Raw genomic sequence first — 20,452 nt, forward strand, 5'->3', positions numbered from 1 at the left:
GTGCCACCAGGATAGTGTCCCTGATCACACAACACAACAGCTTTGTATACACACGACGCGCAACTTCCTCTTTGGTCCGGGAAAACTCTTGGATCATGACGGGCTCGTGTATACACTGAAGGAACTTTCGATCTTCAGGAGGAGCCATGCGAGCGGGTGAGCGTGCCTACCGCGAACTGCGCGCGGACATCGTGTCGTGGCGCCTGGTCCCCGGGCAGGTCCTGGGCGAAGTGGACCTCTCCGAACGGCTCGGCATCTCCCGCACCCCCGTGCGCGAAGCGCTGTCCCGGCTCACCGCGGACGGGCTCACCGAGCCGCACAACGGCCGCGGCGTCGTCGTCAGCGCCCTATCCGCGGACGACGTGCGCGCCCTCTACGAACTGCGCGACACGCTCGACTGCCGGGCCGCCGAACTCGCCGCCCAGCGCGGCGACCCCGAGACGTTCCGAACGCTCGCGGACGAACTGTCCCACGCGGCGGAGCGGCTCTCGGATGACCCCGACCACCCTGCGTACTACGAGCTCGTGGACCGCATGGACGAACAGATCGACGCCGCCGCGGGCAACCCCTACCTGCAACAGGCTCTCGAGAACGTGCGTCTGCACCTCGCCCGCGTGCGCCGGCTCGCCACCTCCGATCCACAGCGGCTGGCCGCCGCGGCCGCCGAACACGAGGCGATCGCCCGCGCGATCGCGCACGGGGACGCACCCCTGGCCGTCGCGACCACGCGCGTGCACCTGAAGAACGCCCTGAGCAAGGCCCTCGGCTCACCCGCGCTCGCCGTGGCCTGCCCGGAGGCCTCCTGACCGGGGCGTACGCCCCACGAACCATCCGCAAACCCGCGGAGACATCCCAGAGACACCCCGCAGCGAAAGGAACGCCCGTGACCGTCGAACACACCGTGCGCACGTACTCGTCCAAGGAGGAACTGCCCCGCGAGGAGCAGCTCGCCCACAAGCTCGCGAGCGTCGCGACCGACCCGGTGGCCGTGGAGCCCGAGGTCGTGGACATGGTCATCAACCGGATCATCGACAACGCGTCCGTGGCCGTGGCCTCCCTCAACCGCGGGCCCATCGTCTCCGCGCGCTCGCAGGCCCTGTGCCACCGGGTCGTCGATGGCGGTGGCTTCTCGGGCACCGGCGCGCTGCTCTACGGCGCCCCGGACGACGACGCCGCGGTCTCCCCCGAGTGGGCTGCGTGGGCCAACGGCGTGGCCGTGCGCGAGCTGGACTACCACGACACGTTCCTGGCCGCGGAGTACTCCCACCCCGGGGACAACATCCCGCCCATCCTGGCCGTCGCGCAGCACGTGGGCAGCTCGGGCGAGGACCTCGTGCGCGCGATCGCCACCGGGTACGAGATCCAGGTGGACCTGGTCAAGGGCATGTGCCTGCACGAGCACAAGATTGACCACATTGCGCACATCGGTCCGTCCGCCGCCGCGGGCATCGGCACGCTGCTCGGCCTGGACACCGAGACCATCTTCCAGGCGATCGGTCAGGCACTGCACACGACCACCCAGACCCGGCAGTCCCGCAAGGGCGAGATCTCCACATGGAAGGCCCACGCGCCAGCGTTCGCCGGGAAGATGGCGGTCGAGGCCGTGGACCGCGCAATGCGCGGGCAGACCTCCCCGACCCCCATCTACGAGGGCGAGGACGGCGTGATCGCGTGGCTGCTCTCGGGCCCGGAGGCCCGCTACACGGTGCCCCTACCGGCCCCGGGTGAGCCCAAGCGCGCGATCCTGGACACATACACCAAGGAGCACTCGGCGGAGTACCAGGCCCAGGCGTGGATCGACCTGGCGCGCAAGCTGCACCGCGAGCACCCGGAGGTCACCGACCCCGCCAACGTGGCCTCGGTGCTCATCAAGTCCTCACACCACACCCACTACGTGATCGGTTCCGGGGCCAACGACCCCCAGAAGTACGATCCCACGGCATCGCGTGAGACCCTTGACCACTCGATCCCGTACATCTTCACCGTGGCCCTGCAGGACGGCGCGTGGCACCACGTGGACTCCTACGCCCCCGAGCGTGCGGCCCGCCAGGACACCGTGGAGCTGTGGCACAAGGTCACCACGCAGGAGGACCCGGAGTGGACCCGCCGGTACCACTCCCTGGACATCTCCGAAAAGGCGTTCGGCGGTTCCGTGGAGATCACCCTCACGGACGGCACCGTGATCACGGACCAGATCGCCGTGGCGGACGCCCACCCGCTCGGTGCCCGCCCGTTCGCGCGGGAACAGTACATCACCAAGTTCCGCACCCTGGCCGAGGGCATCGTGGCCCCGGAGGAGATCGAGCGGTTCCTGGACGCGGTCCAGCGCATCCCCGAACTGGGTGCCGGGGAGCTCGGGCAGCTGAACATCACGGCCGCCGTGGAGCTGGAGACCTCAGCGAAGGGAATCTTCTGATCATGCTGTACACCACCGTGACCCCGGCCGAGAAGCGCGAACGGTTCCGCGAACTGCTCGCGGCCCCGGAGATCGCCCGTTTCCCCGGAGCGTTCACGCCCCTGTCCACCAAGCTCATCCAGGAGCAGGGCTTCGAGGGCGTCTACATCTCCGGCGGCGTGCTCGCCAACGAACTGGGCCTGCCGGACATCGGTCTCACGACCCTGACCGAGGTGGCCACGCGCGCCGGTCAGATCGCGCGCAGCACGGACCTGCCGTGCCTCGTGGACGCGGACACCGGATTCGGTGAGCCCATGAACGTTGCCCGCACCGTCCAGGAACTCGAGGACGCCGGCCTGGCCGGTTGTCACATCGAGGACCAGTTCAATCCGAAGCGCTGCGGCCACCTGGACGGGAAGAACGTGGTGGACACCGCCACGGCCACCAAGCGGATCAAGGCCGCCGTGGAAGCCCGCCGGGACCCGAACTTCGTGGTCATGGCCCGCACGGACCTGCGCGGTGTGGACGGACTGGATGCCGCGATCGACCGGGCCAAGGCCCTCGCCGACGCCGGCGCGGACGTGATCTTCCCCGAGGCCATGGCGGACCTCTCGGAGTTCGAGCGCATGGCTGAGGCCCTGGACGTGCCGATCTTGGCCAACATGACCGAATTCGGCAAGTCCCAGCTGTTCACCACGCAGCAACTGCACGGTGCAGGGGTGTCCATGATCATCTACCCCGTGTCCCTGCAGCGCCAGGCCCTCGGCGCCATGGAACGCCTGCTCACCACCATCCGGGAGGACGGCACCCAGCAGGCGCAGGTAGAGAACATGCTCACCCGTAAGCGGCTGTACGAACTCGTGGACTACAACGGGTACAACCAGTTCGATTCCGGGGTGTTCAATTTCGAGGTCCCCGAGACCCCGGACGCCTGAACCCCTCTGTTCCCACCACGCCAAGTGTGGTGTGGTGGGAACACTCAGTCCGTGCACGAGCCCGATCGTCGAAGGAGATCACCGTGGCCGATACCGAGATCCACAAAGGACTCGCCGGGGTGGTGGCTGACACCACCGCCGTGTCCAAGGTCAATGCAGAGACCAACTCGCTGCTCTACCGGGGCTACCCGGTGCAGGAACTCGCGCAGAACTGTTCCGCGGAACAGGTGGCGCTGCTGTTGTGGAACGGCGAGCTGCCGTCCGAGGACGAGCTCACCGCGTTCCAAAAGCTCGAGCGTTCCCACCGCGCGCTGACGCCCGAGCTCAAGCGCGTCATCGACGAGCTGCCCACCACGTGCCACCCCATGGACGTGTGCCGCACCGCCGCCTCGGTGATCGGCGCGCAGCACCCGCACGCAGAGGACAACTCCCCCGAGGCGGAGCTGCGCAAGGCCCAGGAACTGTTCGCCGTCATGCCCGCCGTGGTGTGCTACGACCAGCGCCGCCGTCACGGCCAGGACCTCGTGGATCCCCGCGAGGACCTCGATTACTCCCAGAACTTCCTGTGGATGGCCTTCGGCGAGGAACCCGCCCCGGAGGTCGTGGACGCGTTCCGGGTGTCGATCATCCTGTACGCAGAACACTCGTTCAACGCCTCCACCTTCACAGCGCGCGTGATCACCTCCACGCTCGCGGACCTGCACTCGGCAGTGACCGGGGCCATCGGCGCCCTCAAGGGCCCCCTGCACGGCGGTGCCAACGAGGCCGTGATGCACACGTTCGAGGAGCTCGGGATCCGCAAGGACGAATCCGCCGAGGAAGCGGAGAAGCGCGCCAAGGAGTGGATGGACCAGGCGCTCGCGGAGAAGAAGAAGGTCATGGGCTTCGGCCACCGCGTGTACAAGCACGGTGACTCGCGCGTGCCCACCATGCAGGACGCCCTGTTCCGCATGCTCGAGCACTACGACCGGCCCGAGGTCCTTGGGCTCTACAACGGTCTGGCCAAGTCCATGGACGAGGCCAAGTCCATCAAGCCCAACCTGGACTACCCCGCGGGCCCCACGTACTGGCTCATGGGGTTCGATATCCCCGCGTTCACGCCCATCTTCGTGGCCGCGCGGATCGTGGGCTGGACCGCGCACATCATGGAGCAGCGCGCAAACAACTCGCTGATCCGCCCGCTCTCGGACTACAGCGGTCCGGACGAGCGTCACCTGTCCTGACCTTGGGACACCACGACGGCCCGCCGCCCCTTCACACGTGAGAGGTGGCGGGCCGTCGTCAGTACTTCGGGGCCCGCGGCAGACCCATGTAGGACTCCACCGTCGCGGACCCGCTGTTCTTCAAACTCGTGGCCGTGGCGGTGCCCACGTAGCGCAGGTGCCACGGTTCGTAGGCGTACCCGGTGGTTGCGGTGTGCCCGTTGGGGTAGCGCACCACGAACCCGTAGGTGTGCCCGTTCGCGGCGATCCACTTCCCCTGTGGGGTGTTGCCGAAGCACGGGAGCAGACCGCAGGTGGCCCCGGGGGCGCCCACGTCGATCGCGAGGCCGGTCTGATGTTCGGAGTGACCGGCCCGCGCGGAAATGGTGTCGGCGATGGCCTGTCCGTACAGGGCCGTGTACTCGCGGTAGAGGCGCGCTTGGGTGCCGTAGTCGCGGTACCCGCTCACCGGGACCAGCGTGACCCCCTGTGCGGCCGCGGCACGGCTCATGCGCTGGTAGGCTGCTGCGGCGTCGTCCCGTAGCAGGACTCCCCCGCCCACCGAACGTAACGGAGCCGGGGCGTAGGTGCGCGGGGACAGCGGGCGTTTCTTGTTCACGACCACGGACACGCTGCGGGCATCGTCGATGCCCCGGTAGACCCGCGCTCCTCCCTGGGCGGTCCAGGTGATGCGGCCGCGCTGGTAGCGGACCTCGCACGTGCCACCCGTGCAGGTCTCACGCGTCACGGGGTACCCCAGGGCCCCGTGCTCGGAGCCCTCCGCGCGCCACTTCGCCAGGATCCCGCCGCGCTGGGCACGCGCACCGGTCGTGGACGTCCAGTGGATCGTGCCCTTCTGGTACTGCCGATAGCAGCCGCGGTCCCGCAGGCCACAGCGTTCGGCGGACGTGGGCTTGCCCAACCATGCGCCGGGATTCGGCAGGGCGCGGTACTCGTTGTCGATCCCCGCCCCGGCGTAGGCCGGTACCATGCCGCCCACGAGCAGCAGCGCGGCCAACAGGGCGGTGAGCAGGGCCGGACGACGCATGACAGTTCGCATGAGGCCACGATAGATGCTGCGCGTGACGCGCGGTCGGCCTATGGGCGAACAACCGACGACGCCGCTCCCCGCCCCTCGCGGGCCCGGCGCCCATGCGCGGGATGTCCCGGGCTCCGGGCGGTGCGGCGGGCGACGTCGCCGGCTCGGTGTGCGAGCGGAACGTCACCCACTCCGGGTGCTGCGGCTCCCGACGTGGTCGGCTCAGTGCGCGGCCCCGACACTGCCGGCTCAGCGCGCTCGCGGGTGGGACGTCGCGTAGACCTCGCGCAGGGACTCCACGGACACGCGCGTGTAGATCTGGGTCGTGGCCAGGGAGGCGTGACCCAGCAGTTCCTGCACGACTCGCAGGTCCGCGCCGCCCTCGAGCAGGTGCGTGGCGAACGAGTGGCGCAGCGTGTGCGGCATGATCCGCTCCTCCTGGTGGATCGTGCGCGCGGCGTCCTTGACCATGTTCCACGCCGTCTGCCGCGAGATCCGCGTGCCGCGAGCATTGAGGAACACCGCCGGGCTCCCCCGACCGTGCCGCGCCAACTCGGGGCGGGCCCGGACAAGGTAGCGGTCCAGGGCCGCCACGGCGAACGATCCCACGGGCACGAGCCGTTGCTTGGCGCCCTTGCCCGTCACACGGATCAGGGCGAGGTCCTCGTCGTGCAGACCGGCGAGGTCGTCCACGTCCAGTGCGACGGCCTCGGAGATACGCGCGCCCGTGGCGTACAGCAGTTCGAGGAACGCCCGGGCCCGCAGTCCCGCGGGTGTGTCCGGGTCCGGGGCGGCCAGGAGGTTCTCGACCTCCGTGACGCCGATGGCCTTGGGCAGCCGCTGCGGCGGCATGGGCGGGCTCACGCGGGACGCGACGTCCGAGTCGACGCTCGACTCCGTGACCCAGAACGCGTGGGCCCCCCGCACCGCCGCGAGCACCCGCGCACTGCTGCGCGCGGACAGCGCCGGGTGGCCGGCGTCGCCCTCGCGGATGCTCCGCACGAACGCCCGCACGTGATCGGCCGTGATGTCCCTGGGCACGCGCACGTGCGCGGCGGTCGCCGTGAGGTGCTGCAGGTAGCGCGCGAGGTCCCGGCGGTACGCGCTCACAGTGTTCGCTGCGAGTCCGCGCTCGACCACGAGATGGTCCAGGTAACGCGCCACGGCCCGCCGCAGTTCCGGTGCGGCCTCCGCCTCGGTCGTCGAGTCCGACGGCGCCGCACCCGCCCTCGGTCCCCCGTCCACGATCGGCAGTGGTTCGGTGATGGGACCGTGCGGCTCGAGGGAGTCGTTCACCCCTCGTGCCGCGGCCGCGAGGTCCATTCGGCGTCCGGTGCGCGCAGCGTGGCCCAGTCCCGGGACCGCGCGATGTGCGTGGCGAGGATGCCGAGCGTGGCCGTAGGGGACGTGATCCGCCCGGCCATGACCGCGGCCACGGCGTCGTCGAGGTCCGCGAAACCAGCCACGATCTCCGCCTCCTCGCCCTCGCGTTCGAACCGCTCGGACTCGGGGACCTCGCTCAGGTCACGGGCCAAGAAGATCCGGTTGGCCTCCGCCGAGGAGCCCGGCGAGTTGTCGAAGTCCACGAGCGTGTGCCAGGTCCGGGCCGTGAGATCCGCTTCCTCGCCCAGCTCGCGCTGGGCCGCCTGCAGCGCGGGTTCCCCGGACACGTCGAGCAGCCCCGCTGGGATCTCCCACATCCGCTTGCGCACGGGGTGGCGGTACTGGTTGATGAGCAGGATCCGTTCCTTCTCGTCCAGCACGACCACGGACACCGCCCCCGGGTGCGTGATGAACTCCCGGGTCAGCGGTTCCTCCTGGCCCGCCATGCGGAAGGACTCGCTGCACACGTCCCAGATGGCGCCGTCGTAGACGGTCCGCGAATCCGTGACGGTGTGCGGATCCGGGCGATCCGTCAGCTGCTCGGCGGTGATGCTCGTGTACTCCACGGCTCAGCCCTTGGCCTGGACGCCCCGGCGCTCGAGAGCGGCCTTGACGAGACCGTCGAACAGCGGATGTGGACGGGTCGGGCGGGAGGCCAGCTCGGGGTGTGCCTGCGTGGCCACGTAGTAGGGGTGCTCCTCACGGGGCAGCTCCACGAATTCCACGAGCGTGCCCTCCGGGGACGTGCCCGAGATCCGCAGCCCGGCCTCCGAGAGGGCGTCGCGGTACGCGTTGTTGACCTCGTAGCGGTGGCGGTGACGCTCGGAGACCTCCGTGGCACCGTAGGCCTCGGCCACCACGGAACCCTCGGCCAGCGCGGCGGGGTACAGGCCCAGACGCATGGTGCCGCCCAGGTCACCGGCGCCCTCCACGAACTGCTTCTGCTCCTCCATGGTCGCGATCACGGGAGTGTCCGTGTCCGGGTCGAACTCGGTGGAGGAGGCGTTGGGCAGGCCCACGACGTCGCGCGCGTACTCGATGACCATGCACTGCAACCCGAGGCACAGCCCCAGGGTGGGCACCTTGTGCTCACGGGACCAGCGCAGGGCGCCGAGCTTGCCCTCGAGCCCACGGATGCCGAAGCCCCCGGGGATCAGGACGGCGTCCACGTCACCGAGTTCGCGCTGGGCGCCCTCTGGGGTGTCGCACAGGTCGGAGGCGACCCACTTGATGTGCACGCGGGCGTTGTTCGCGAATCCACCGGCCCGTAGCGCCTCGGACACGGACAGGTACGCGTCCGGGAGGTCGATGTACTTGCCCACGAGCGCGACCGTCACGTGGTGCTCGGGCTCGTGCACCGCGGTGAGCAGGCGGGACCACTGTCGTAGATCGGCGTCCTGGTAGTCCAGACCCAGGTAGTCCAGGATGTAGGTGTCCAGACCCTGGCTGTGCAGGGTGTTGGGAATGTCGTAGATGCTGGGGGCGTCCGCGCACGAGATCACGGCGTCCAGGTCCACGTCGCACGCGGCACCGATCTTGCGCAGCATCGCGTCCGGGACGTCCCGGTCGCAGCGCAGCACGAGGGCGTCGGGCTGGATGCCCAGACCGCGCAGCGAGGCCACGGAGTGCTGGGTGGGCTTGGTCTTGAGCTCACCGGACGGGCCGATGAACGGGATCAGGGACACGTGCAGGTAGAACACATTGCGCCGACCCACGTCCTGGCGCACCTGGCGCGCGGCCTCGATGAAGGGCTGGGACTCGATGTCACCGACCGTGCCGCCGATCTCGGTGATGATGATGTCCGGGGCGTTCTCGTCCTCGGCGCGGCGGCGCATCCGGCGCTTGAGCTCGTCCGTGATGTGCGGGATGACCTGCACGGTGTCACCCAGGTACTCGCCGCGGCGTTCCTTGGCGATCACCGTGGAGTACACCTGACCGGTGGTCACGTTCGCGGAGGCGTCCAGGTTCTCGTCCAGGAAGCGCTCGTAGTGACCGATGTCCAGGTCCGTCTCGGCGCCGTCGTCCGTGACGAAGACCTCACCGTGCTGGAAGGGGTTCATGGTTCCGGGATCCACGTTGAGGTACGGATCCAATTTCTGCATGGTCACGGACAGGCCGCGCGAACGCAGAAGCATCCCGAGTGAGGACGCGGTGAGCCCCTTGCCGAGGGACGAGGCCACACCTCCCGTGACGAAGATCTGTCGGGTCACCTTGCCGTCGTTCTTTTCTGTGCCTGCCTCGTGGGCGGCGTCCTGAGCATTCACCACGGGATTCGAGCCTACCATTCGTGTCTCGTCGGGGCGTTGGGGGTCGTCGGTCATGCGGTGGCGTCCCGCATGAGTTCTCGCGCGTGTTCGCGGGCCGCACGGGAGTCCTCGTGGCCCGCGAGCATGCGGGCCAGCTCCACCACGCGTTCCTCGTCCGTGAGCACTTTCACGTCCGAGACGCTCGAGTCCGAGGACTTGGTCACCAGGATGTGCTGATCCGCGAACGCAGCGACCTGGGGAAGGTGGGTCACCACGAGCACCTGCACGTTCTTGGCGAGCATCTTCAGCCGCCGGCCGATCTCTACGGCAGCCTTGCCGCCCACACCGGAATCGACTTCATCGAACACGAACGTAGGCACGGGGTCCACCTCGGAGAGCACCACCTCGAGCGCGAGCATGATGCGCGAGAGCTCACCACCGGAGGCACCCTTGCCCAGCGGGCGGGGTGTGGCCTGCGGGTGGGGCGCGAGCATGAACTCGATCGTGTCCCTACCGTCGTCCGTGAAACGCTCGGAGGGTTCCACCGCCACCACGAGGGACGCGTTGGGCATGGCCAGCGCGCTCAGTTCCTCGCTCACGGCGCCCGCGAGTTTTTTGGCGGCCACCCGTCGCAGCTCCAACAGCCTGGTCGCGTGCTTCACGAGGGCCGCATGCAGGCTCTCGCCCTCCGCGCGCAGTTGTTCCTCGCGTTGGGGGTCCACCACGAGCCCCTCGAGCCGGGTTCGGGCCTCGTCCGCCCAGGACAGCACTTCGTCGATGCTCGCACCGTACTTCTTGGTCAGCGCGCGCAGGGCACTGCGGCGGGCCTCGACCTCGGCGAGCCGCGCGGGGCCGTCCTCGTCCAGACCGCTCGCGTATCCCGAGAGGTCCGCGGCGACGTCGGCGGCGACCACGGTCAGCTCCCGCACCCGGGTGGCCAGGGCCACGAGTTCGGGGTCGGACTCCGCCACGAGGTCGAGCGCCTGTTGCGCGTGGGACAGCAGGGCGACGGCGTTGAGGTCCGGTTCGTCGTCCGCGTCGGATCCGCTCAGGGCTCCGTGGGCGGACAGTGCCGCACCGCGCAGGGCCTCGAGGTTAGTGAGCTTCTCGCTCTCCGCGTCCAACTGGGCGTCCTCGCCCGGAACGGGCTCCACGGCGTCGATCTCCTCGAGCGCGGTGGTCAACGCCTGGGCCTGCAGCGCTCGTTCGCGGGAGTTTTCCTTGGCCACGTGCAACGTGGCCACGACCTCCCGGTAGCGCGCGAGTTTGCCGCGGTAGGTGGCGAGCTCCTCGGCAACGTCCGCGCCGGCGTAGTCGTCGAGCGCCGTGCGCTGGGCCGCCGGGGACTTCAGGCGTAGCTGGTCGGACTGCCCGTGGACGGCCACGAGGGTCTCACCGACGGTGCCGAGCGTGCCCACCGGTGCGGAACGGCCGCCCACATGGGCGCGACTGCGCCCCTCGGCCGAGACGGTGCGGGAGAGCAGGACCAGGGACTCCTCGGTGCCATTGACCGTCTCGCTGTCCACCGCACCACCGGATTCCTCCACGAGCGCCACAGCGGCGTGGTCCGACGGCACCCGCACGGTGGCTTCCGCTAGCGCCTTGGTGCTGCCCGAGCGCACGGACCCGGCGTCCGCGCGGTTGCCGAGCAGCATGCCGAGCGCAGTGACCACCATGGTCTTCCCCGCGCCGGTCTCACCCGAGAGGATCGACAACCCGGGGCCCAGGGGCAGGACGGCGTCCGTGATGACGCCGAGGTCGTGGATGTGGATCTCCTCGATCATGACCGGGAGGTCCCGTCCGGTCGGTCGCCGGTCCGGTCACCGGTCGAGGGGCCGCCATCGAGCCAGGGCGCGTCGTTGTGGTGCGGGATCTCCCGGCCCACGCTGAGCTTGAGTTGTTCCTCGTCCTGAGCGACCACCTTGGTGGTGGGCTGCACGACAGACAGGGCCGAGGTGAGGGCCTCGAGCTGTTCCTTGGGCATGGGGCCACGCCATCCGGCGATCGGCAGTTCGAACTTCTTGACGAGGCGTTCGGAGAACGGGGTCGCGTGCATGCGGGCCAGGTTCACTGACTTCTCGGACCGGCGCACCTCGATGCGCGATCCCGGGGGCAGGTCTACGGTTCGCCGTCCGTCGCACCACAGGACACCGCGGGCATCCGTGCGGGTGAGCACCTCCACGGCCATCATGGAGCGCGGGGAGATCACAAGGGGGCGGGAGAACAGGGCATGGGCGGACAGCGGGACCATGAGCAGGGCCTCGACCTCCGGCCAGACCACGGGACCACCCGCGGAGAACGCGTAGGCCGTGGAGCCGGTGGGGGTGGCCATGACCACGCCGTCACACCCGAACGTGGACAGCGGCCTGCGGTCCACCTCCGTGACGACCTCGATCATCTTCTCCCGGTTGCCCTTCTCCACGGAGGCCTCGTTGAGCGCCCACGTGTGCAGGACTTTTTGGCGCTGCTCCCACACGGTGATGTCCAGGGCCATGCGCCGCTCCACCGTGTAGCGACCGTCGACGATGGCCTCCACGGTCTCGCTCAGCGCGGAACGCTCGGACTCAGCGAGGAAGCCCACGTGACCCAGATTGACGCCCAGCAGAGGGGTGTCCACTCCGCGCACCAGTTCCGCCGCGCGCAGGATGGAGCCATCACCGCCGAGCACCATGACGATCTCGATCTCGCGCAGCGCCACGTCCTCCTCGAGGATCTCCACGGGTGCCATGTCCGACCCGTCCGCACGCAGGGCCTCGAGGTCCGGGCGGCAGAGGACGGGTACGAGCCCGGCGTCGTGCAGTTGTTCGCAGGACTGGCGGGCCGCTTCCTTGGCCTCGTGCCGCCCCGTGTGGGTCATCACCAAGATTTTCCGGCTCACGAGCTGAAGACCATCCTCCTGCGATCGACTCCCACGGTGGGCTGACTCAGCCAACACTACGCGAGCGCCCCGACGCGGTCAGTGCTTCGGGCTGCGGCACCACACGAAGAACTCCACGTTGCCGTCCTGGCCCGGCAGCGGACTGGGCGCCGTGCCGAGGACCTCGAGCCCGACGTCGCGCGCGCACGCCCGTACGCGCTCCACCGCCGCTTCCCGCGCGGCGTCGGACGTCACGACGCCGGTGCGGGACAGCGCGTGCGCCCCCACCTCGAACTGGGGTTTGACCATGAGCAACAGGTCCCCTCCACGCTCCGTGGCCGCCGCGAGCGCAGGGACCACGAGGGTCAGGGAGATGAAAGAGAGGTCGCACACCGTGAGTTGGGCGGGGCCGCCGATCTCGGCGGAATCCAGGTAGCGCACGTTGAGCCCCTCGTGGACCCGGACGCGGGGGTCCACGCGCAGTTCGGGGACCAATTGGTCGTGCCCCACGTCCACCGCCACGACCTCGCGCGCACCACGGCGCAACAGGACGTCCGTGAACCCTCCGGTGGACGCCCCCGCATCCAGACAGCGCTTGCCCGCGGGGTACACGTCCGGGAACCGTTCGAGCGCGCCGGCCAGTTTGTGCCCGGCGCGGCTCACGTACTCCTCGCCCTCGGCTGCCGCGACCTCGAGCGTAGCCTCCGAGGTGACCACGGCGGAGGGTTTCGTGGCCGCGAACCCGTTCACACTCACGCGCCCGGCCTTGATCAGAGCGGCGGCCACGGTGCGGGACCGGGCGAGACCGCGCGCGGTCAGCGCCCGGTCGAGCCGATCGTTCACGGGTGCTCCCGCTCCCCCGCGGCGTCCGACCCAGGCTCCGTCACGGAGTCGATGAGCCCGGCGGGCAACGAACCCGGCGACGCGTTGAGGATCCGCTCCAGTTCCTCGTGCAGGACCTCGTACGCCGCCGCCTGTTCCGTGACGGGGAGCGCGGCGATGTTTGCTTCACGCGCGAGCACGCGGTCCACGGGGTCCAGGCCGGTGTGCGGGGGCTCGGGGTGTTCCTCGTTCACGCGGGGTCCTGCCACGTCAGCGACGGTTCGTGAGCGACGTCGACGTCGGGATGGGCGGCCCACCACGCGGCGCACGCAGCGCGCCAACCGTCCAGGCTGTCGCGAGGCGCGGTGACCGTCACGGCGGTGCTGTCGGTCTCCGCGACGGCCTCGCGGCACCGCGCGCGGAACCGGTCGCCGTCGTGCGTGACGTCCACCCGGGGATACGGTTCGAACAGCTCACGCAGGTTCCCCAGGAAGTAGGTGGGGCGCTGGGACGTGCACGCGGCGAGCACCGAACGCGGCGAGTCCACCCCCGTGAACACCTCGATCCCGGGCATGCCCGCGTTGTTGGCCCCGAGGATGTCGGTGTCCAGCCGGTCCCCCACGACTGCGGGGTTGCGGGCGCCGACGCGCTCGGCCGCCTCGCGGAAGATGGGGGCCTCGGGTTTGCCCGCGACCACGGGTTCCCGGCCCGACGCCGCGGCAACAGCGGCCACGAGCGTCCCGTTGCCGGGGGCGATCCCCCGTTCCTTGGGGATGGTGCGGTCGGTGTTGGTCGCGCACCACAGCACGGCGTCGTCCGCGAGGGTGAAGGCGGCCTCGGCGAGGTGCTCCCATCCGATGTGCGGGTCGAAGCCCTGCACCACGGCCTCCGGTTGCTCGTCCTGGGAGGTCACGGGGGTCAATCCCACGGCGCGGATCTCGTCCGCGAGCGCCTGCGCCCCCGTGATCAACACTTTCGCCGACCGCGGGAGCCGCTCCGCCAGCAAAGCCGCGGCCGCTTGGGCGGAACTCACCACGTCCTGCGTCCGAGCGGGAGCGCCGAGGGACGAGATGTGCTCGGCCACCGCTTCGGGGGATCGGGATGCGTTGTTGGTCACGTACATCACCGCGCGCCCCGAGTCCTTCACTCGCTTGAGGCTCTCCGGGGCGCCGTCGATCGCGTGCGGTCCCGCGTAGACCACACCGTCCAGATCGCACAGCAAGGCGTCGAACCGTTCGATGAGCGTCGCGTCCTCGCTCCCCTCCTCGCGGGCGGGATCAGTTGCGGTCATGACCGGTGTCCGTCCCGTGCTCGCCGTCGGCGCTCTCGGCGGGTGCGTGGTTGTCGGCTGACGCGTCACCCGGGGCGGCCGCGTCGTCCGACGGCGCTGTCTCCTCCGGCGCAGGGGCCGCCTCCTCGTCGGTGTCCGTGCTCACTTCGGGGGCGTCATCACTGGGGCGGTCCGCGCTGTGTCGCTTCTGGGCCTCCCGGACGGTGCGCCGAGCGTCGTCCTCGTCCAGGTCGTCACCCAGGTCCACGATCTCGGGCTCGGAGAACTGGCCCATGCCCAGCGCCGCCTCCGCGACGATGGCCTGGCGATCCCACGACATGGCCTCGCTGTCGCGACCCACCGCGCGCAGGGCGTCCGCGTACGCGCGGAAAAGTTTGGGGCTGTAGGAGAACCCGCGGTTCTTGTCGAGCTGGGGGATCTCGAGCGCCGCGAGCGCGGCCTGTTCGTCACCGGCGTCGGCGTGGATCCCGGACACGACCATGGCGAGCTCGGCCTTGCCCTCGGCGTCCAGCGCATCAGCGGCATCCGAGATGGCCTCTTCCATGGCCTTGTCCACGCGGCCCAGGGCACGCTGGGCGTCCACCATGAGCGGCAGGTGTGCCTGCGAACCGGAGATCCGCCGGTGGGTGCGCAACTCCTTCAGGGCGAGCGCGTAGTCACCGGCCGCGTACGCCGCGATCCCGGCAACCTCGCGCACAGCGCCGATCCGCCCCGCCTTACGCACGGCGGCGTTGGCGTGTTCAAGGGCGAATTCGGGATCGTCGTCGAGATAGCGCGCCGCCATCACGAGGTGCTTGGACACCCGCTCGGCATTGCTCGCCTCGAGGGCCTGCAGTTCCCGGCGCACGGTCCGGTCGATCTCCCGACCCGTGACGTCCGCGTCGATGTCCGGGGCCACGAACCGCGGCTGGGCATCTCGGCGGTCATCGCGCTCGGGGCCACGTGCGTCACCGCGCCGGTCGTCACGGTAGTCGCGGCGCTCGTCGCGCGCTCCGAAGCCGCGCCCGCCGCCCTGGCGAGCCCGGTCACCGCCCCGGCCCGCGAAGCCCCCGTCCCGGCGATCCCGGTCCCCGCGATCATCACGTCGCCCAAAACCACCATCACGACGGTCGTCCCGACGTCCATAGCCGCCCTCACGACGGTCCCGGTCACCACGCTCGTCCCGACGCCCGTAGTTGCCCTCACGCCTGTCGTCCCGACGACCGTAGCCGCCCCGTTCCTCACCACGAGCGCCGTCGCGCGGACCGCGTCGATCGTCGTCACGGCGGTAGCCGCCTCGCCGGTCATCATTCCTGCGCTCGTCACCGCGCCCGCCGTAACTCCCCGCCCGCTCGTCCCGGCCCCGGTAGCCGCTGCGAGCGTCGTCGCCGGATGAACGGCGTCCGCTGCCGCCTCGGCCGCCGAAACCGTCCCGATCTCCGGGACGGCCCCCCGAGCCCCTGCGGTACGAGGAGCGATCGGAGCCACGGCGATCCGTGCCCCGACGATCGTCGTCGCCCCGGGAGAACCGGCGGTCTCCCCCACCGCGGGAGGAACCGCGCTCGTCACGGCCCCACCGGCCGCCGCGGTCACCCCCGCCGCGTCGACGATCGGAACGATCGTGGGAACCGTGCTGTTCAGATTCGCTCAAGGGGTGTCTCCTACTGCGGCCTGCGGCCATGGTGCGGGGGCGGGATCTGGCACCGCCGGATGTTCTCGAAGAGCATTCTACAAACGGTGCGCGGAGCACTCCCAACGCCATGGACGGGACGGTCGCGGGACTCGAACGGGACGCGGCGGGATGATCCGCGCGCGGAGTGAACCGCAGGAGGGTGGGCGCCGTACATAATGAAGCATGCGTTTGAGATCCCTCTCCAAAAACCTGCTTCTGCGGGTCCTCGTGGCCATCGTCATGGGCGTCGTCTTCGGCCTCTTCTTCCCGGAATGGCTCGCACGGGTGTTCATAACCTTCAACGGCATCTTCAGCCAGTTCCTGGGGTTTCTGATCCCCCTGATCATCGTGGGCCTCGTGACACCGGCCATTGCGGATCTGGGGCGGGGCGCGGGCAAGTGGTTGGCTGTGACGGCGGCCATCGCGTACGGGTCCACCATTTTCGCCGGTCTCCTGGCGTTCCTCGTGGCCAAAGCGAGCTACCCGTGGCTGCTGGGCGGTGACAGGTCCGTCAACGGGCTGGAGAACCCGGAGGACCACGCCCTGAGCGGGTTCTTCGAGATCACCATGCCACCCGTGTTCGACGTGATGACAGCTCTCATCCTGGCCTTCTGCATCGGCGTGGGGATCACGTTCGTCAAGGGCAACTCCCTGCACCGCGGGTTCGGGGAGCTGCGCACGATCGTGATGCGGATCGTGGAGAAGATCATCATCCCGCTGTTGCCCGTCTACATCTTCGGCATGTTCCTGAGCCTCACCATGAACGGGCAGATCGTCCTGGTGATCTCCACCTTCCTGCGCGTGGTGATCCTGGCGTTCATCATGACCGTGGTGATCCTGATCATCCAGTACTGCGTGGCGGGCCTCGTGGCCAAGCGCAACCCGTTCGTGATGCTCAAGAACATGCTCCCGGCGTACGCCACGGCGCTGGGCACGTCATCGTCCGCGGCGACCATCCCCGTGACCTTGGAATGCACCAAGCGCAACGGCGTGGACGAGCGCGTCGCCGGGTTCACCATTCCCCTGTGCGCCACGATCCACCTCTCCGGGTCCACCATGAAGATCGTGCTGTTCTCCCTGGCGATCATGACCATCTCGGGGATGCCCATCAACACGTGGCAGTACATCGGGTTCATCCTGCTGCTGGGCGTGACCATGGTCGCCGCGCCCGGTGTCCCCGGCGGCGCGATCATGGCCGCGGTCGGCATCCTGCAGTCCACCCTGGGCTTCGACGAGACCGCCGTGGGGCTCATGATCGCCACCTACGTGGCCATCGACTCGTTCGGCACCGCATGTAATGTCACCGGCGACGGCGCCATCGCCGCCGTCATGGACCGCATGCTCAAGGACAAGAGCGGGCGCCTGCGTGACGCCCCCGCGGAGTCGACCGTCTGACCATCTCGTGCGGACCTCGCAGCCCGCACCTGCGATCCATAACGACGGCGCGTCGCACGGTGCGACGCGCCGTCGTCATCTCGTGGCCGGGTGCCGGTACGGGTGGCCCGCTCAGGGAACACCCGCTCAGGAGACCCCGGTGATCACGGAGAGTCCCGCCGAAGCGAGGCCGGCGAACAGGACACCCCACAGCACGATCGAGATGCACTGCCAGAAGATGATCTTCCCCTTGGCCACGCCAGCCCCGGCCATCATGGACGAGGTGATCTGACTGGGCAGCACGGCCTGACCCAGGATTGACACCCCGGCCACCCCGTACTTCTCGAACATCCTCACGAAACGCTGCTGACGTTTGCTCGGCTCCTTGCGCTCGTCCCGATTGCGCGTGAAGAACTTCCGGTCCCGCTCCGCGAACAGGACCAACAGGGTCATGGAGACGATGTTGCCGATCACGGCGAAGAGCACCGCCATCACGGGATGGATCCCCGCGATGACCCCCACCGCCGAGGCCCCGTAGGACTCGATGAACGGGATCGCCCCGCCCAGCATCAGGAACAGGGCCTGAACGGTCTGCCCCGCGGCCTCCACATTCTCCTGCAACCACTGCATGGCGTTCTTCCTCTCCTCCGGCGGGTGCTTGAGCGCCGCGCTGTGGACGTGTGTTCGGGCTGTCGTGCCCTTCTGCCCACCACTCTTCCGCGCGGGGACCGTTCGCGGCAGTGAGCCCGCGTCACCACCTTGGCCACGGATGTCATCAGCCCACATGACATGTGTCATATCCGGATCACCCGGCCCCTAGGGTGGAGGCATGTCGGCGATCCCTACGTCCGCGCCGGTCCACGGCGCAGAACAGCACGAGCTCGACCTCGCGCGGCAACGCCGGAACATGAGCCTGGTGTGGTGGAGCACCTACCTCACGCTGGTGGGCATCCTGCTCTACGTGTTCTTCCTGAACTTCGCGGCCATCGCGTTCAGGCCATCGGCGGCCGCGTACGTCACGACGGGGATCATCGGCGTGACGAGCCTGCTGTGCTGGGCTGCAGGGCTGTTGCGGATTCGTCGGGGTGTGAGTCGGGCAGCCGTGTTGACTCCTTTCATGGGTGTGGCTGCGATCCTGGGGATTGTGTGCGCCGTTCTCGCGGCGAGCGTCGGCCCCCGAGGGGTTTACGCCGCACTCCCCCTGGCCGTAGTGGTCATGACGGCCGGCCTGCAGCCCGAGCACCGCTGGCGCTGGTTGTTCCTCGTGGCCGCTGCGATCCCGCCCGTGTACCTCTTGGTCTGTTGGGCCATGGGGGTGATGAACCCGACCGCGATGGACGTCGCCATGACCATCCAGTACGCGGGGATCGTCCTGCTCGCCATCCCCTCCTCGTTGTGGGTCTGGGGCGTCATGCTACAGCTGGAGGCCGCTCAGCGCCGTGCCGCGGACCTGGCCATCGCGAACGAGCGGCTGCGCTTCGCGGCGGACCTGCACGACGTCCAGGGGCATCACCTGCAGGTCATCAGCCTCACCACGGATCTCGCGGCCCGCCTGCTCGGCAAACAGCAGTACGACGCCGCCCGCGAGCAGGTCCTCGCGGCTCACGCAGGCGCGCAGGAAGCCCTGCGTGACACACGCTCCCTGGTCCAGGGTTATCGCTCCACCACTCTCGTGGACGAGCTCGAGAACGCGTCCTCCGTTCTCGGCGCGGCCGGGATCCACACGGACGTGGACCTGCCCCCGATGCTGCGGACTTGGGCCGGTCGCTCACGACCCTTCCCCGACTCCACCGAGGACGGCCGCGGTGACACCGTCACGAGCAATGTGCTGGGCCTCGTTGTGCGGGAGGGAACGACCAACATCCTGCGGCACTCCCACGCCTCCTCCGCGCGGATCTCGCTGCGTTTGATCTCGTCCACGGGTCGTGACGACGACGCCGAACCCACCGGTCGTGCCGCACGGCGCCGACGCCTGCCGGGCGGGGGCGCTCATCTCGAACTCGTCATCCACAACGACGGCGCGTCCCCGTCCTCGGAATCCACGCCGGACGCCTCCACCGGGAACGGATTGGCGGGGCTGCGTGAACGACTGTCGGCGCTGGGAGGCACGCTCACGTACACCTTCGATCCCGCGCACGCCGGTTTCACCCTGACCGCGCGCGTGCCCATGACACGAGACGACCATGAATGACGAGCGGATCACGATCCTTCTCGCGGACGACGAGCACCTGATCCGCGGGGCCCTTGCTGCCCTGCTGCGCCTCGAGGACGACTTCGACGTGGTGGCCGATGTCGCAGACGGGGCCGAGGCTCTACGGGCGGCTCAGCAGCACTCCCCCACTGTGTGCATCCTGGACCTGGAGATGCCGCCCACGGATGGCGTGGACACGGCGCAGCGCATCGTGAGCTCGGTGGACACCCGCATCCTCATGGTCACGCGCCACGCCCGTCCCGGAGTACTGCGCCGCACCCTGTCTGCGGGCGTGTCCGGGTTCCTCCCCAAGTCCACGCCCTCCGAGAAGCTGGCCCAGGTGGTGCGGGACATCGCGGCCGGCAAGCGGTACGTGGATCCAGAAATCGCCGCCAGTGCGCTATCGGGCTCCGCATGTCCTCTGAGTGACCGGGAACTGGACGTGCTGCGTGAATCCGCGCAGCAGCCCACTCTCGCGGACGCGGCTGCGGCCCTGCATCTCGCACCGGGAACCGTCCGGAACTACGTCTCCTCGGCCCTGGCCAAGTTGCACGTGTCCACCCGTCAAGAGGCCGTGCAGCGGGCATGGGACGAGGGATGGATCTGAGAGTGAGAGAGCGTGACGCTGTCAACTCCCATCGGGGCGCGGCAGAAGAACCCGATCCAGTGGTGGCCCGAACGAACCCATCGCCGCTGGCGCCAGGGTGAAGCCCACCGTGGCGTTTACAGTGCACGATCTCCTCGCCCAGCGGGACGTGCAGCGTGCACTTATCCACGGACACTGTTTCGACCTCGCGCACCCTGCCCCGTGGAAGCATCGCCTTGCTGAGCCGAACCTCGCCGCGATGTGGGAGAACTATCGTAAGTGGGATACCGACGGGCGCACTCTATGAACAAAGCCCCCCGAGGAGTATTCCTCGGGGGGCTTTATGTGCGTTTAGGTGTGTTAAATGGTGGGAGGCCGCGCCCCCTAAGGGGGTGCGGCCTCGACCACGTCTTTCTTTCATGTTAATCCCGGCGGTGTCTTACTCTCCCACACCCTTCCGAGTGCAGTACCATCAGCGCT

At 69.1% G+C, this 20,452-nt stretch carries 18 protein-coding genes; 7 read left to right on the forward strand and 11 right to left on the reverse strand.

What is annotated here, in order from left to right; translation table 11 throughout:
* Positions 1-146: 146 nt before the first annotated feature.
* The 4 genes from RF646_RS11835 to RF646_RS11850 all read left to right on the forward strand — a co-directional run bounded on the left by RF646_RS11835 (position 147) and on the right by RF646_RS11850 (position 4,553).
* Entirely contained in the window at positions 147-806 is a 660-nt protein-coding gene (locus RF646_RS11835; RefSeq protein WP_368836070.1) for a GntR family transcriptional regulator, read from the forward strand.
* A gap of 77 nt (positions 807-883) precedes the next feature.
* A complete protein-coding gene (locus tag RF646_RS11840; protein ID WP_239321723.1) occupies positions 884-2,416 on the forward strand; it encodes an MmgE/PrpD family protein in 1,533 nt (510 codons plus the stop codon).
* 2 nt (positions 2,417-2,418) lie between these two features.
* Entirely contained in the window at positions 2,419-3,330 is a 912-nt protein-coding gene (prpB, locus tag RF646_RS11845) for a methylisocitrate lyase (protein ID WP_064845376.1), read from the forward strand.
* 83 nt (positions 3,331-3,413) lie between these two features.
* Entirely contained in the window at positions 3,414-4,553 is a 1,140-nt protein-coding gene (locus RF646_RS11850; protein ID WP_144996955.1) for a bifunctional 2-methylcitrate synthase/citrate synthase, read from the forward strand.
* A gap of 58 nt (positions 4,554-4,611) precedes the next feature.
* On the opposite strand, the gene RF646_RS11855 is transcribed toward RF646_RS11850, so the two are convergent.
* The 10 genes from RF646_RS11855 to RF646_RS11900 form a co-directional block, all read right to left on the reverse strand.
* Entirely contained in the window at positions 4,612-5,592 is a 981-nt protein-coding gene (locus RF646_RS11855; RefSeq protein WP_368836071.1) for a D-alanyl-D-alanine carboxypeptidase family protein, read from the reverse strand.
* Between the two features lie 228 nt (positions 5,593-5,820).
* Positions 5,821-6,894, reverse strand: a complete 1,074-nt coding sequence (locus tag RF646_RS11860; RefSeq protein WP_368836072.1) for a site-specific tyrosine recombinase XerD — start codon at positions 6,892-6,894, stop codon at positions 5,821-5,823.
* Positions 6,864-7,520 carry an NUDIX hydrolase gene (locus RF646_RS11865; protein WP_167318627.1) on the reverse strand — a complete coding sequence of 219 codons (657 nt, stop codon included), beginning with the start codon at positions 7,518-7,520 and terminating at the stop codon, positions 6,864-6,866. Before RF646_RS11865 ends, RF646_RS11860 begins: the two co-directional genes overlap by 31 nt.
* A 3-nt stretch (positions 7,521-7,523) precedes the next feature.
* Complete coding sequence (locus RF646_RS11870; RefSeq protein WP_064845380.1) at positions 7,524-9,239, reverse strand: CTP synthase; 1,716 nt, start codon at positions 9,237-9,239, stop codon at positions 7,524-7,526.
* A 32-nt stretch (positions 9,240-9,271) separates the two neighbouring features.
* A complete protein-coding gene (recN, locus tag RF646_RS11875) occupies positions 9,272-10,984 on the reverse strand; it encodes a DNA repair protein RecN (RefSeq protein WP_368836073.1) in 1,713 nt (570 codons plus the stop codon).
* Positions 10,981-12,078 (reverse strand): NAD kinase, encoded by a 1,098-nt coding sequence (locus RF646_RS11880; RefSeq protein WP_368836074.1) that lies wholly within the window; start codon positions 12,076-12,078, stop codon positions 10,981-10,983. The genes recN and RF646_RS11880 overlap by 4 nt, the downstream gene beginning before the upstream one ends.
* Positions 12,079-12,156: 78 nt before the next feature.
* A complete protein-coding gene (locus RF646_RS11885) occupies positions 12,157-12,900 on the reverse strand; it encodes a TlyA family RNA methyltransferase (protein WP_368836075.1) in 744 nt (247 codons plus the stop codon).
* Complete coding sequence (locus RF646_RS11890; protein ID WP_064845384.1) at positions 12,897-13,133, reverse strand: hypothetical protein; 237 nt, start codon at positions 13,131-13,133, stop codon at positions 12,897-12,899. The genes RF646_RS11885 and RF646_RS11890 overlap by 4 nt, the downstream gene beginning before the upstream one ends.
* A complete protein-coding gene (locus RF646_RS11895) occupies positions 13,130-14,170 on the reverse strand; it encodes an HAD-IIA family hydrolase (protein WP_085105861.1) in 1,041 nt (346 codons plus the stop codon). Before RF646_RS11895 ends, RF646_RS11890 begins: the two co-directional genes overlap by 4 nt.
* Entirely contained in the window at positions 14,157-15,800 is a 1,644-nt protein-coding gene (locus tag RF646_RS11900) for a hypothetical protein (protein ID WP_368836076.1), read from the reverse strand. Before RF646_RS11900 ends, RF646_RS11895 begins: the two co-directional genes overlap by 14 nt.
* 204 nt (positions 15,801-16,004) lie before the next feature.
* On the opposite strand from RF646_RS11900, the gene RF646_RS11905 reads away from it, so the two are divergent.
* On the forward strand, positions 16,005-17,216 hold the full coding sequence (locus RF646_RS11905; protein ID WP_368836077.1) for a dicarboxylate/amino acid:cation symporter: 1,212 nt from the start codon (positions 16,005-16,007) through the stop codon (positions 17,214-17,216).
* A 126-nt stretch (positions 17,217-17,342) separates the two neighbouring features.
* Here the strand turns inward: RF646_RS11905 and RF646_RS11910 are convergent, their stop codons facing one another.
* The gene (locus RF646_RS11910) at positions 17,343-17,825 is read right to left on the reverse strand and encodes a small multi-drug export protein (RefSeq protein WP_368836078.1); all 483 of its coding nucleotides are present in this window, start codon (positions 17,823-17,825) and stop codon (positions 17,343-17,345) included.
* A gap of 199 nt (positions 17,826-18,024) precedes the next feature.
* Between RF646_RS11910 and RF646_RS11915 the strand changes: the two genes are divergently transcribed.
* Positions 18,025-19,386, forward strand: coding sequence for a sensor histidine kinase (locus tag RF646_RS11915; RefSeq protein WP_368836079.1), 1,362 nt, complete (start codon positions 18,025-18,027; stop codon positions 19,384-19,386).
* Positions 19,379-19,993 carry a response regulator transcription factor gene (locus tag RF646_RS11920; RefSeq protein WP_131333153.1) on the forward strand — a complete coding sequence of 205 codons (615 nt, stop codon included), beginning with the start codon at positions 19,379-19,381 and terminating at the stop codon, positions 19,991-19,993. The genes RF646_RS11915 and RF646_RS11920 overlap by 8 nt, the downstream gene beginning before the upstream one ends.
* Positions 19,994-20,452: the final 459 nt, after the last annotated feature.

Source organism: Kocuria sp. CPCC 205261, from assembly GCF_040981025.1.
Taxonomy (GTDB): Bacteria; Actinomycetota; Actinomycetes; order Actinomycetales; family Micrococcaceae; genus Kocuria; species Kocuria marina.